Source organism: Paenibacillus catalpae (assembly GCF_900112695.1).
GTDB classification, from domain to species: domain Bacteria; phylum Bacillota; class Bacilli; order Paenibacillales; family Paenibacillaceae; genus Pristimantibacillus; species Pristimantibacillus catalpae.
Window position 1 is genome coordinate 157,085 of record NZ_FOMT01000001.1, and the last position, 13,962, is coordinate 171,046.

A 13,962-nucleotide genomic window follows, 5' to 3' on the forward strand; every position below is an offset into this window, starting at 1 on the left:
TCCAAGGAGGTTTTATGGAAGTGAGAAAAAGAGCATTCGTTTGGATTATGACTTTCGTAATGGTATTTTCCATGCTGCCCTTTTCAAGGTCGGTAGTCTCGGCTGACAGTGCGCCTAGTACTACTATCTATGTTGCTGCAAACGGCAATGATAACATAGGCGACGGAACACAAGGAAAACCGTACAAAACGATTGCCAAGGCAAAAGAAATCGTAAGGACGCTGCCCAAGACCGGCGGTGATATCGTCGTTCAGATCGCGGACGGATTTTATCCGCTAAATGAAACCCTGGTTTTCTCCAAGGAAGATTCCGGCAGCGAAAGCAGCACGATTCGCTATGAGGCGGCACCGGGCGCGAAGCCGGTAATCAGCGCCGGTGAAATGCTGGAAAAAGGCGTATGGACAGAAGCGGTTGGCCTTACCCAGACTGGCGGCTTAAAGGCGTATAAAACGACCCTTAACCGAAGCGATAAGCTGCGCGCGATCTATGTAAACGATAAGCGCGCCAATATGACGACGAGCCCGCAAATCGTTTCAGCGGGCAGAACCGTCACAGGTACCCCTACAGTCAGCTTTACCTCCGCTGATAACCCTTGGGCGTGGCAGAACGGCAGCAACATTCGGGCCGGTATCGTATTCGATGCCAGCGTAGGTCTGACGACGGAAACGAAAAACCCCCAAAACATCGAGGCCGAAAGCATGGGCGGTTCCACCGCCAGATGGGCGAGACCTTTTGTCACTTTCGCGTCGATCGAACAAGCGCCGGCAGCCAGCAACAAGCCCGGCGGAGTCATGCTCCGGTTCCAAATGCCGTATGGGGCGATTTCACAGTCTTTAGGCAATAACACGCAATACAATCCAGGTAACAATCAAGTCATCCGCAACGCCTTCGAGTTCTTCAACAAACGCGGCGATTTCTATTTCGACCAGGCAGAAAGCACGCTGTATTACATCCCGCTTGCGGGTGAGGATATTAATACCGCCGAGGTAGTCATTCCAAGGCTTGAGACGGTCCTCGACATTAGAGGAATCCCGGTAGGCGATCGGTTGAACCCTGTTGAGGGCTCGGATGATGGACGCGTCAAAAACATAACCTTCAACGGGCTGACATTTGCCCATACCGACTACAAACTGTTTGAACTGACGGGCACCTACACACTTAGCGACGGATCCGGACCGGTAACGACCAGCTCCCGCGGCTATGCGTCCGTTCAAGGCTCAATCGTGAACAAAGTTTACTTCCCAAGCAGCATTAACTGGCATGAGACTTTCTACCGGGGGTATGACATACCGCCTGCAGTCGTAATGATCAACGCAGCGAGGAACATTAAGGTACTGAACGGCGAGATCGGGCTAGCCGGATTTAATGGCATCCATATTGAAAACGATGTCAAGGATATCGAGGTCACGGGCAACTATATCGTGGATACGCTCGCCTCCGGCGTTGTAGTCGGACATCCGCAGCATATCTATGAAAACGATGAGCCGATTAAGCATGAATCTAGCGTTTCCGTCTCCGGCACGCCAATTAGGAACTGGGCCGGCGTTAATAAGGAAAAATTTACGGCGGGTACGGAATCCGTGCCGGAAAATATTTATATTACCAATAACTTTTTGTACAGGACCTGCTACGGATTTCCGGGCGCCAATGCACTAGCCTCTTTCTACACAACGAACATGCAAATACTGCACAACTACATTTACGACACCACTTACGGCGCCATGAGCATCGGCTGGGGCTGGGACGAGTACGATGGGTTCGGCTTTACCGCCCAAGGTACGAACAAGACCGGCGGCCCTTACCATGGTACGCATGAAACAAGCATCGCAAGATCTCCGATCATTTCCACAACCTCAAGAAATAACAAAATAAACTATAACCGGATAGAGGAAATTTGCACGGTAGTTAACGACTCCGGAGCCATTTACTCGCTGGGACGCCAAGGTGATCCGGGTAATTTGCCGGACGGAGGGACATGGGACACCGTCAATAATTTGACAAACGACCCGGTCACCGACAAGAACAGCAACTGGCATCCCGACAACTGGACGAATTTCACCGAGATGAACTACAACTTCCTTAACCCGAATCCAACTGACAAACCAACAACCTCCAACAACTGGACCAACGGATTCCATCCCGACGAAGGCAGCACGTTCATTAAGATGCTGGGCAACGTGGTGCAGTCAAAGCTCTCCCATGCCCCAGGACAAAGCCGTCTTTTTGAATTTAACAACTGGAAGCGCAAAAGCGATATGATTGCCGCCCAAGGTTACGTGGACGGGAATAACAATCAGAACGGCGCTCCTAGGATTATTAACGACAATTACAAAAGCGAAGCCCGCATTTGGCCGGTTAAGGGCAACGAAATCGTTTTGAATTCGGGTCTTACGAACGAATACACCCATATGATCCCAAGAAGCCTCATTGCGGATACCGAGTTTGAGCTGGCTTCCAACGTCATCATGGGTAAAGGCGAGAAGCTGAACCGCAGAGGTCTGCTAAGTGCTCAAGACACGGTCTGGCTCGCGCCTGCGAACTCAACTCTCTTTAACGAAGGCAATACGATGACAAAAGCTGCCGGCGACGCAAAGTCGATCAAAGTACCGTCTGCCGCAGGAGAATACAAACTCTATATCCAGTACGGAGACGGCAGAGAAACGGCCACTTCCAAGTATACGGTATACGTCGACCAGAACGCGGCAGCGATCAATGTGGCAGACGGGGAAAATTACGAAGTTTCAGCGGCACGGCCTCTTGAACTGACTTTGAGTAAAGACTACACCTATACGCTGAGCGGCAATCCCGTGGTGAGCGGGTACAAAATCGCCATCGAAGGAAGCTGGACCTTGATCGTCAGCTCACCGACGGAGCCGAATGCCATGACCATCAACTTTACCACCACCGTATCGGTGGCCAATAGGCTGCTCCCGGCTGATGTGTCAGTAGCCCCCGGCGGGCAAGTGAGATTTGCTTACGATTTGGACGACGCGACTAAAAAGATATGGATTTCCTCGTCGAGCGGCGGACATTTTGATGGAGGCGACGATGAAACAGTGGCCTCCGGCGACATGCTCGGGATGACCGCGCCTATGTTGCCCGGTCCATATATTATTTACGTACTGGCGGCAGATGGCGAAGTACTAAGTCAGTCGCACGCTCGCGTTGTGGTGAGCGATAAGACGCCAGCCGATATTCCTAGAAATGGTCTTGACTTATGGCTCAAGGCCGATGAAGGCGTGGAAAAAGATAGCAGCGGCAACGTGACTGGATGGACCAATATGGGAAGCGTCCCAGCGAAGCTTATCCCGGCGAACGTCCCCGGAAGCGGCGGCGATAATCTTGGAACTCCAACCGGCAATCCTACGCTAAAGAAGGATGTATACGACTATGTAGAATTCGCCGCGAACTCAAGGCCTCTGAAGGCTGCCGGCTTTAAAGATTATAACGGCAGCACGAAGATGACGATATACACGCTCGTTAGACCAACAACCACAGCCAACAACTCCAGCGATCAAAATGGCCTTGTTTATTTCGGATTGAACGAGGCTTACCAAACATGGGCAGCAAACGACGGCTGGAGCGGCATTAATCTCGGTGTAGGAACAAACCGAGTTAATATCCGCTTTGGTAACGCGGATGGCAGCGTATCGGGCGGCGGGCAGCAAATTACTACCACAGCCACTGACGGCCTGGTCAGCGTTCGTGCTCAGCTAGACGGAACCAATAGAGCCGTTTATGTTGATAACAACGTCATCGGTACCCCTGGAACAAACGCTAAGGCGCTTTCCGGGAACAAATCGGACCTTGGCGTAGGATACACGATGGCGGCTGCAACTCCTTTCCGCTTCATGGGCAGGGTCGTGCAGATCCTCATCTACGACAGGGTGCTTACAGCTGACGAAATTACGAAAGTAGAGAACTATTTTAACGAGGTCAAAGCCGGCCGTGGCGGATCCGCGAACCCTATTATCCCAGCGGAGGTCGACAAAGCCCTGCTGACCTCCTTGATAGGTGCCGTCAATAACCTGGACAATACGCTCTATACCATCGATTCATGGAACACTTTTGCAAGCGCTTTAAGTGAAGCCCAAGCCGCCGCCTCGAATGGTGAGATCGGGCAGGAAGCAGCGGACAATTCCTATTACGCGCTGCGTAACGCGTTCAAAGCGCTTCAACTGTCAGAGGAGCTGGAGGTTTCCGGCGAAGCCGGAGCGACCTCCATAACGACGAAAGACGGCACGCTGCAAATGCTGGCGAGAGTGCCGGTCGTATGGTCGGTAACCGCAGAAGACGGTTTGGAGACAAATGCGGCGATCATTAGCGAGACGGGATTGCTGTCGGCCAAAAAGAACGGCGTCGTGAAAGTAACGGCGAAAGCCGTCGGCTCCAGTTTGAGCGGCAGCGCACGGATCACGATCAGCGGTCAAGAAGGAGCATTGCTGAGCGGTACGGCTTCCGTCGTATCCGGGGAACCATTCAAATTGAACTTTGGCTTGAACAACTTGACCTCCGACGTTTATGCAATCGACCTGACCGTTCGTTACGACCCTGCGAAGGTGGAATACGTGTCGGGCATCTCTCTGGTGGATGGCTTCTCGATCGTGCTTGACCAGGAAGGCACTTCGGGCGGCGGTGAAGCCAAGATCCGATTCCTTGCCGCAGGCGCAGGCCAGGCCATTTCCAATACTGACAACCTTCTGGAGCTGAGCTTCAAGGCCAAAACCGTCGATGCGACTGTCGAGCTTAACACCATCACGGTCGAAAATGTTATCATCTCGGACGGCGTCACCGAAACGCCGGTAAGCTCGACCAGCCATAACGTCACGATCGAGGTTACCGACAAGACGGCTTTGAGAGCGGCCATTGCCACGGCCGACAGCCGCTTGACCGGCGCGATAGAAGGTTCGTTCCTTGGACAATATGCGCCTGGTTCGAAAGCGCTGCTGCAAACGAAGCTTGGTGCCGCCAACGCCGCGCTGGCCGATCCGACCCTGTCCCAGGCAGGAATTGAAGAAGCGGTAGCGCAGTTGACAGCAGCGATATCCGAATTCGACGGATCGTTAAAAACGCTGTCCGGATCAAGCGCGTTGACCGTCGGAGATTTGGCGGTCATCGGAAGATATTACGGGCAAAGCAACGCGGACGTCAATTGGCCGCTGTACAAGGCGCTCGGCATTACAACGCCGCGTCCGATCGGGGTGCAGGATCTGGCGGCGGTCGCTTACCGCATTATTGGAAATCCGCAGTAACCGAATCAGGTCCATCATTTAACGATAGGCAATTTTGTTCGGGAGGAGGCGCTTACGCGCCTTCCTCCCCTATCCATTTGGAAAGGATGTTGGCAAATGATACATACAAAAAGGAAGAGCGCCCTGAGAAAGATCCAACTCATCTGCTTAAGTCTTCTGCTGGCCGGCTCGATTCTGTTAAGCGGGTTTTCCTTGGCGGCAGATGTGGCTTACGCCGCTCCGTCATACACGCTTTCCGTTTCGAACAATGAGCCGGTCACCGGCCGTGAAGTAAGAGTCCAGGTGATCGGTCAGGAGCTGTCCGATGTGTACGCGACAGAGCTTCAAGCGACGTTCGACACCGATCATTTGCGATTCAAAAGCGCATCCAGCGACCGATTCGGTTATGCCGTTGCGCCTGCCGTAAAGGGCAGCCAAATTGTAATGGCGTTTACGAAGGTCGGACCGATATCCGGAGAGTCCGGGACGGTCGTGCTGGCGGAAATGGTTTTTGAGGCGACGGCATTGGGAAGCGGAACGGTCGAGCTGAAAAAAGTAAAAACCGTGGACAGTGCAATGACCGTCGTCGATCACGACGCGAACGCAATTGCGAGCTTGAAGGTGGTCGCGGCGCCGAACGATCCGGGCCCGGGCACCGACCCGGGAAGCAATGGCGGCTCCGGAGGTGATACGCCTATCGTCGTTGACGAAGAAGGCGGCAAAATCGTTATCAAACCGACGCCAAAAGTCGACAGCTCGACGGGCCGGGTCGTATGGACAATCGACGAATCGACCTGGTTGAAGGCTATCGCCAAGATGACGGCAGCGGGCGGCGGACTCAAAAAGATTCAATTGGCATTGACCGAGGTGCCCGGCAGCACATCTCACGCATTGGAACTGCCTGCTGTGGCGTTTAGTGATTCCGCAGATGTCGTGCAGGTCGAGATTTCCACTCCGTTTGGCACGGTAACCGTGCCGAGCAATATGTTCCGGGACGGCAAGCCCCCGGCGGGGAATATCGAATTTCGCATCGAGCAAGCCGACATCGCCGGATTGAACGACAAATTGCGCGCGCAAATCGGCGATCGTCCCGTTATCGATTTGAGCGTTCACAGCGGCGGACAGGAGATTTCATGGAGCAATCCGAACGGGCCGGCGACGATCAGCATCCCTTATCGCCCGACTGCGGAGGAAAAGGCAAATCCGGAGCATATTACGATCTGGTCTATTGACGGGCAAGGAAACGCGATTGCGGTACCAAGCGGCCGCTATGATGCGGCGACGGGTTCCGTGCTGTTCCAGGCCACGCATTTCGGCAAATTTGCCGTCGTATTCGTGCAGAAGACGTTTGATGACCTGAGCAAATTCGCTTGGGCCAAATCGGCCATTGAAGTGATGGCTTCCAAAGGGATCATCAACGGCGTTTCCGCGACCGAATATCGGCCGGAGGCTTCTGTGAGCCGGGCGGATTTCGCGTTGCTGCTCGTCAGAACGATGGGCCTGCAGGGAGCGAAGGGCGAGGCGTTTTCCGATGTGCCGGCTGACGCATATTATGCCGAGGCAGTAGCTGTTTTGCGCGGCATGGGCATCGCCACGGGCACCGGCGACAATGAGTTCCGTCCAAACGATGCCATTTCGAGACAAGATATGATGGTGCTGATCGCCAAAGCGCTCTCGAACGCGAACAAAGCCGTACCTGCGCCTGCGGATCCGTTAAGCGGGTTCACAGATGCCGGCAGCGTCGCGGGTTATGCCCGGGACAGCGTTGCCGGACTGATTCATGCGGGTTTGGTGAACGGGTCGAATCAGAACATCCATCCGAAAGCGTGGACGACGCGGGCGGAAACGGCCGTGTTGATGCATCGCCTGTACAATTATTTTTATAAGCAAACACTTTAAATGCGAATTACGTGACAACGAGCATGGAGATGTCATTTGCGTGACAATCGAGCATGGAAGAGCTTCGCCCGCGTTGAAGCGGGGCGTGGCCTCTCCATGCTCGTTTTTTTGCCTGCTACTGACTTCCGGTAATTTTTATTTTATTTGAACAAGATGATTACAGGTTATTTTGGTTCAGCTTAGGAAGCCGAATCGAGACACGGGTACCCTGACCGACCTCACTATCAATCTGTATGGATGCATGGCTTCCGAACAAATGCTCCAGCCGCCTCTTCGTGTTATTAAGGCCGATGTGCCTCAGCCCGGGGCTGCTTTTTTTCTCGTGTGTTTCCCAAATCTCCTCCAGCCTTTCCGGCTCGATGCCGATGCCATCGTCCTCGATCGTGAGCAGCAGCAGACTATCGGACTCATTAGCGGTAATACGAATTGTTCCGGGCTCGTCCTTTGGACATATGCCGTGGAAAATGGCGTTTTCAAAAAACGGCTGAATCATTATGCGCGGTACAAGACAATGAAGCGATTCCTCTTCCAGCGCCCACTCCACTTTAAACATATCGGCGTATCGGTATGATTGAATTTCAATGTAGTCCTTTAACAGCGCGACTTCGTCACGAAGCGGGACAAGCGAATCATCTCCGCCCGTTCTCACAGCGTCCTGAAGCACGCGAATAAAAGCGGCGACCATGCGGACAATGTCCTCATTCCCTTGCTTTTGGGCCATGTAAATAACGGCATTCAGCGTATTGTAAATAAAATGCGGATTAAGCTGCGACAACAGCAGTTCCATTTGGAGCTCTCGCTTATCTTTCTCGTGCTGGATCGATTCCTCGATATGAGTCCTGAGCTGGCTCGTCATCCGGTTAAAGCCATTCCCTAACTTTTCCATCTCGTCTCCGGTGCTGATCTGCACGGATGTCTGCAAATTCCCGCTCGATACGGCATTCATGGCATTATACAGCCGCATGATCGGACGAGTAATGCGGAGTATGGCCGGAATCATAAGGACAAGGATAAGCGTGGTGCTGACCAACGTGAAAAAGCCGAGCAGGTACAAGACGATCTTGGCCCGGTCGAACAACGATGATTGCGAGATGAAGGTGGCTAGTCGCCAGCCGGACGTTTCGAATCGGTCGACAAGCAGGTAACCGTTGTTCACGCGAAATGCTCCTTCGTTATTAGCGGCGTCTTCAAGATCGTGAACGAGATGGGCAAGTTGTTTGTCGCTGGGCTTAGTATATAGCGAATTGCCGGAATCACTAAGCCAGGCTAAATGGGCGAATGGACTGAAGTCGAGCAGCGACTGAAAATGGCTGTAGTCGAGATTGACGATAAACTTGCCGATCGTCCTTCCGGGCTTCTCGATATCGCGTACCGTCACGACATAGCTAATGATCGTCGTCTCTGAAGTTGGTTTTTGGTCTGCAAACATAAGATGAGGCTCGGTGAAGCCGTATTCGGTCCCGGACAGGACGAAATTCAAGTACCAACTCTCCTTCAAGCGCTCACTGAAATAGTCGTCGTTGCCTGCCGCGTTCCAGAACGCGCGCCCGTCGGGGAGCACAAGCGCATAGCTGGTGACTTCCTTGCGGAGCCCTTTGTAGCCGTCGACGAACTTGAACGTGCTCTGCAAAGCCTTGAACTGATCAAACGTGTCAAGCTGATCATACGTTTTGTAGAACTCCTGCAGCTGCTCGGCAATGATAAGCGTAAACGTGAATTTTGAAATGTCATCGGACATATAGTCGAGCTGGCGGACCGTCTGGCTCAGCTTCGCTTTGTCTTCCTGCATCATTTGGCCGATCAGGATATGATTATAGTAGTAATAGGTAAAGGCTATGGACAGCAGGAAGCTGACGGCGGCGACGATAACGATTCTCCAGAAAATGACGGTGCGAAGTCTGGTCATCGAGCCTGCTCCTTTGCACGGAATTGATGGGGGAGAACGCCGGTCAGACGCTTGAACACCTGGCTGAAATACTGGGGAGAACGGTAGCCGACGCGAGCGGAGACCTCCGCCATTTTGGCGTCCTCGCTCATAAGGATCAATTTGGCTTGCTTGATTCGGTATTCGGTCAAGTAATCAAGAAAAGTCCGGTTCAGCTCTCGCTTGAACAGTTCGTGCAAATATCTAACGCTAATGCCGGTTGCGAAAGCGACATCTTCAACCCCAATCTCGTCCTGAAAGTGAGCGTGGAGGTAGCGTAACGCCTGCAGCAGCTTCCGCGACAGCCGTTTGAGGGCAGCCGATCTCTGCTCATGCAGCTCGCCGAAAGCACGGAGGAGCCGATCGCGTATATCGGCTAGACGGTACAGGGGACCGGCCATTGTAGGATCAAGCGGATCTAATTCAGGCAGTCCCGCTGCCGCAAGTCGTTCGCGGTACAGGGTGGTCAGCGAACGGACAGCTTCGTACAAACCGTTCAAGTCCCATTCCTTCTGTGAAAGACTGTCGAACCACTCCTTGATAACGCTTTCAAAACTGGCGTAATCCTCTCGCATCAGGCAGGATGTCGACGCGTCAAGCCACCTGCGACTGCAATCGGTTTTTACGCAAGCGGTACGGTTTGGCAGGGGAAGATCATCAGCGCAAACAAGAGCGCCACGGCCAGTGAAAACGTTATGTCGCGCGGCGTCTTCCAGTTTGCGTATCATGACTGGTAAATGCGAGATATCGGAATATTCGAACGCGAGATAGAGCGAGACGGTATGGCCTAGCCGGACTTCAAGCCCACGTTGCACAGCCGAGGCGAGCGTGTAAAAGGCTTCACGCTGCAGGCAGGCGCTTTTGTCCAGCTGTTCGAACAATACAACGAGCCGACCTTCTCCATGCGTGAATGCCCCGATCAATTCCCAGCTCGCAGATTTTCCGGCTTGAATAAATTCTTCCGTCCATCCTGTAGTCCCGCTAGTATCAGGCGCTGCTGTAACGGCTGGGATTGTCGTGAATGGCGCATCTGCTTGCAACAGCAGCGCGCAAATAGGCGGCCGCGCGATATGTCCGCCGTGCTTGGCGGTCCGACCGCTGGCGAAAAACGCTTCCTTCAGCTGCTCGGAGCGGGAGAGCAAGCGCTGCCGCTCGCTTATCTCCCATGCGAGCTTTGCATTTGCAAGCTCCTGTATAAGCTTGTTGCGGTCAACCTCGTGCTTGACAAGGTAGCTCGACACGCAGCCAAGCGAAATCGCCTGACGGGCGTAATTAAAATCCTCGTAAGCGCTCATCACGATGAATTTGACCCCCCAGCCACGCTCCGCAACCGCGCGGATGAGCTCGAGCCCGTCCATGACCGGCATGCGGATGTCCACGATCATGATTTGGGGGCGATGCTCTTCACAGAGCCGAAGCGCGCTTCGGCCGTTCGTTGCCGCCGCTGCGATTTCATATCCGTTCTCTTCCCATGGAATCAGCGTTCTAATATGATCCAGCGCAATGCGCTCGTCATCCACCAATATGATCTTCATCGAGGGCAGCCTCCCGTGTCCATAAGTGACTCCATTATACTTTACAGATCAAGGGCGGTGAAGCAAAGTGCAGAATCCCGACCAAAAGTGCAGTTTTGTAATGTTTACGCTTTCATAGAGAGTTGTATATGATGAAATCGTAATCAAAAAGCTAAGGGAGGCTTTCGGATGCGTCGTTCGAAATGGGGAAGAGGAATCGCACAGGCAATGAACGCTTTGATTCTAATCAGTTTGCTTGCTGCCTGTTCAGGCGCGAGCGGAGGCAACAGCGGGGGAAACACGAAGACAAGCACCCCAGCGGCAGTAGAGAATAGCGGTACTGCAGAAGGCGGCGATAAAGCACCTACAGGGGAGTTCGTGCTCTGGACCTGGGAGCCGGAGCATCCAACGGCGATTGCTGCTTTTCATGAGAAGTATCCGGGAATCAAAATAAAGCGGGTACAGGTCGAAGCGGCGGATGTGCCGAAGAAGCTGCAGACGACGATTGCCTCAGGCGGCGAGCTTCCGGACGTTATTCGGATTGAGCGCGGGCAGAAGGCAAAAATTTTCAATATGGATATTCTCGAAGATCTGGAAGCCGATCCGTATAATGCGGACAGAAACGTTTTATTCGAGTATGACGCTCCGGCATTTTCCATGAATGACCATCTGGTTGCTATTCCCGACGATATGAGCGTTGCCGGAGTAGCCTACATCAAGCCGCTCGCCAAGGAGTATTTGGGTACGGACAATCCGGAAGAGATGGAAGCGATGCTGCCGGATTGGGACGCGTTCATCGACAAGGGAAAAGAAGTCTTGGACAAGAGCGGCGGCAAGGTCATGATGTTCCCGAGCCTTGGCGGTGTTTACGATATTTTGAAGGGCCAACGGGATGAGCCGTACTTCGAGGATAACAAGTTAAACGTTCAACTGCTTCAAAGCATAGTAGCGCGGCTCGTCCAGTTCCGAGACGCCGGCATTGTAGACAAGCTCGACCAATGGACGCCGGCATGGAATGCCTCGTTTGGCGGCGACAAATATATGTTTACGCCAAGCCCGGTCTGGATGCCGCAATATGTCATCGGACCAAATGACAAGAAGCCTGACCGTTGGGCGCTTATGGTAGCACCAGAGGGAGGCTTCATCCGAGGCGGCTCGTCGCACGGGATTCCAAAAGGCGCGAAGAACGCCGACCTCGCATGGAAATGGATCGAATTTACTTCGATGACGCAGGCAGGTGCGGAGGCGCAGAAGAAAGACGGCGTATTCACCCATTTCAAAGAGGCTTATCAAAATAAGGAGTTCTCGAATTGGACGTGGGAGAACTTCGGCAGCCAGGATATCGGGGAGAAATTCTTCGTTGATATCTCCGGGGTGACGACCGACGTCGCCGAAAACGTGAACGACCAGGTACTCGACGAAGCCATGAGCATTGTGCTGCAGACCCTCGCGAAGGATAAAAGTTTCGGCATGGAGCAGGCGATGGACCGGATCCAAAAAGAGCTGAAGGCGAAATTGCCGGACATCACGTTCGGATAAAGGGGAGGATGCGGAAGAGACGCTGGGAGCGGCCGGGCGGCCGCTCTTTGCGCTTTCCGCGGGAAATATAAATGATCGGAGTGGAAATGATGGATGCCATGAAGCGAAGATGGGTGCCGTATCTGTTTCTGTCACCGTATATGCTGTTCTACGTGGCCTTTGGCCTGATTCCAATCCTGTTTTCGTTCTATGTCAGTCTGACGAGTTGGGACGGAATTGGCAAGAAAACGTTCGTCGGGCTGGACAACTATGCTTTTTTGTTCAACCCCGACTCCTACTTCTTCACATCAGTCGGGAATACGCTGCTGTTCGTGGCCGTGTCGCTGCCGCTTCAGATGGCCTTTGGCCTCGCGATCGCTGCGCTGCTCTACAGCAAATTCGTGAAATGGAAAGCTTTTTTCCAACTCGTTAACTTCCTGCCGTACATCGTCACGCCGGTTGCAGTCGGCCTTATGTTCAACCTGCTGTTCGATTGGCAGGCCGGTTTCGTCAACAAATTACTGCTCGAATTCGGTCTCATCGAGGAAGGTATCTATTGGCTTGGCGAACCGCTCTATGCCCGCATCGTCATCGTGCTGATGCTGTTTTGGAAAGGATTCGGCTACACGATGATCTTTTATCTGGCCGGGCTTGCAAACATATCAAAAGATTTGCATGAGGCGGCAGCTGTCGATGGAGCGACCGGTATGAAAGCGTTCTGGACCATAACGCTGCCGCTGCTTCGCCCGGTCACAACCTTCGTTGCCATTACGGGGATCATCGGCGGCTTTCAATTGCTCGAGGAGCCGATGCTGCTGCTTGGCGGCGCCGGAATGGGATCGGCGTCTGCGGTCATCGGCGGACCGGAACGCTGTTGCCTGACAACCGTCTGGAATATGTATGACACGGCATTCGGCAGCACGACTCGCTACGGACTTGGTTCGGCAATTGCTTATGGACTTTGCGTCATTATTGCCGTGTTTTCGTTTATTGGCACCAAGTTTTACAGGGAGGAATCTTAAATGAGTACACGATCGCGTACGGTTACGGCGACTGTCACAATCGCGCTGCTGTCGATCGTCGCCCTCCTGCCGTTTTACATTATGGTTGTCATGGGCACCTATAGGAACGAGGACCTTTTTACGAAAATCGTACTCTTCCCGGGAAACTATCTGGTTGAAAACTTCAAGACGGTAGCGGCGAGCCGCTTTGATCTGGCCTACTGGAACAGTTTTATCGTTTCGGCTGTCAGCACGGTGCTGTCGGTGTTCGTCAGCGCGCTTGCGGGTTTTGCGTTCGCCAAATACAATTTCCGGCATAAATCAAAAATTTTCGGAGCCGTTCTGCTGACGATGATGATTCCGGGCCAGCTTGGTCTCGTCGCCTATGTCATCGAGATGCGCTATCTGAACCTTTCCGATACCTTGATGCCGCTCATCCTGCCTTGGGTGGCAAACGCATTTGGCGTGTACTGGATGACGCAGTTCATCCGCGGCGCGGTACCGGCAGAGGTGATCGAAAGCGCTCGCATCGACGGCTGCTCGGATCTCGGGATATTCTTCCGAATCGTAATGGCCTTTATTTATCCGGCGGTAACAACGCTTTCTCTGCTTGTCTTCCTCTGGTCGTGGAATAACTACCTGCTGCCGCTAATCGTCATTAATAAGCCGGAAATGTACACGATCCCGCTCGGCATCACGACGCTTGGTTCCGCGTACAGAACCGATCTGGCGGCGCAAATTCTGGGACTGTCAATCGGAACGCTGCCAGTGCTTGTTCTATTCGCCATCGGCTCAAAAAGCTTCATTCGGGGCCTGACGGCCGGATCGGTTAAGGGGTAAACGTTAGAGGTGTTTATATAAAAAGAGAACGAGCC

The 13,962-nt window shown here is 53.3% G+C and carries 7 protein-coding genes; 5 read left to right on the top strand and 2 right to left on the bottom strand.

Annotated elements, in window-relative coordinates; genetic code table 11:
• The first annotated feature begins 14 nt into the window (after positions 1-14).
• Complete coding sequence (locus BM200_RS00535) at positions 15-5,252, top strand: cohesin domain-containing protein (protein WP_091180110.1); 5,238 nt, start codon at positions 15-17, stop codon at positions 5,250-5,252.
• 96 nt (positions 5,253-5,348) lie between these two features.
• Positions 5,349-7,130 carry an S-layer homology domain-containing protein gene (locus BM200_RS00540; RefSeq protein ID WP_091180113.1) on the top strand — a complete coding sequence of 594 codons (1,782 nt, stop codon included), beginning with the start codon at positions 5,349-5,351 and terminating at the stop codon, positions 7,128-7,130.
• A gap of 157 nt (positions 7,131-7,287) precedes the next feature.
• On the opposite strand, the gene BM200_RS00545 is transcribed toward BM200_RS00540, so the two are convergent.
• Both BM200_RS00545 and BM200_RS00550 read right to left on the bottom strand, forming a co-directional pair.
• Positions 7,288-9,036, bottom strand: coding sequence for a sensor histidine kinase (locus BM200_RS00545; protein WP_091180114.1), 1,749 nt, complete (start codon positions 9,034-9,036; stop codon positions 7,288-7,290).
• On the bottom strand, positions 9,033-10,589 hold the full coding sequence (locus BM200_RS00550) for a response regulator transcription factor (RefSeq protein ID WP_091180117.1): 1,557 nt from the start codon (positions 10,587-10,589) through the stop codon (positions 9,033-9,035). Before BM200_RS00550 ends, BM200_RS00545 begins: the two co-directional genes overlap by 4 nt.
• Before the next feature lie 168 nt (positions 10,590-10,757).
• On the opposite strand from BM200_RS00550, the gene BM200_RS00555 reads away from it, so the two are divergent.
• The 3 genes from BM200_RS00555 to BM200_RS00565 all read left to right on the top strand — a co-directional run bounded on the left by BM200_RS00555 (position 10,758) and on the right by BM200_RS00565 (position 13,927).
• Positions 10,758-12,107 (top strand): ABC transporter substrate-binding protein, encoded by a 1,350-nt coding sequence (locus BM200_RS00555; protein ID WP_091180118.1) that lies wholly within the window; start codon positions 10,758-10,760, stop codon positions 12,105-12,107.
• Positions 12,108-12,178: 71 nt separating this feature from the next.
• Entirely contained in the window at positions 12,179-13,108 is a 930-nt protein-coding gene (locus BM200_RS00560) for a carbohydrate ABC transporter permease (RefSeq protein WP_245772840.1), read from the top strand.
• Positions 13,109-13,927: a carbohydrate ABC transporter permease gene (locus tag BM200_RS00565; RefSeq protein WP_091180120.1), complete on the top strand. Its 819-nt coding sequence runs from the start codon at positions 13,109-13,111 to the stop codon at positions 13,925-13,927. It abuts the gene before it with no gap.
• Positions 13,928-13,962: the final 35 nt, after the last annotated feature.

What these genes read in the sequence shown, in the direction of transcription:
- BM200_RS00560 (WP_245772840.1), top strand. Translation starts at nt 12,179, where the DNA reads ATGATCGGAGTGGAAATGATGGATGCCATGAAGCGAAGATGGGTGCCG.
- BM200_RS00565 (WP_091180120.1), top strand. Translation starts at nt 13,109, where the DNA reads ATGAGTACACGATCGCGTACGGTTACGGCGACTGTCACAATCGCGCTG.
- BM200_RS00535 (WP_091180110.1), top strand. Translation starts at nt 15, where the DNA reads ATGGAAGTGAGAAAAAGAGCATTCGTTTGGATTATGACTTTCGTAATG.
- BM200_RS00545 (WP_091180114.1), bottom strand. Translation starts at nt 9,036, where the DNA reads ATGACCAGACTTCGCACCGTCATTTTCTGGAGAATCGTTATCGTCGCC.
- BM200_RS00550 (WP_091180117.1), bottom strand. Translation starts at nt 10,589, where the DNA reads ATGAAGATCATATTGGTGGATGACGAGCGCATTGCGCTGGATCATATT.
- BM200_RS00555 (WP_091180118.1), top strand. Translation starts at nt 10,758, where the DNA reads ATGCGTCGTTCGAAATGGGGAAGAGGAATCGCACAGGCAATGAACGCT.
- BM200_RS00540 (WP_091180113.1), top strand. Translation starts at nt 5,349, where the DNA reads ATGATACATACAAAAAGGAAGAGCGCCCTGAGAAAGATCCAACTCATC.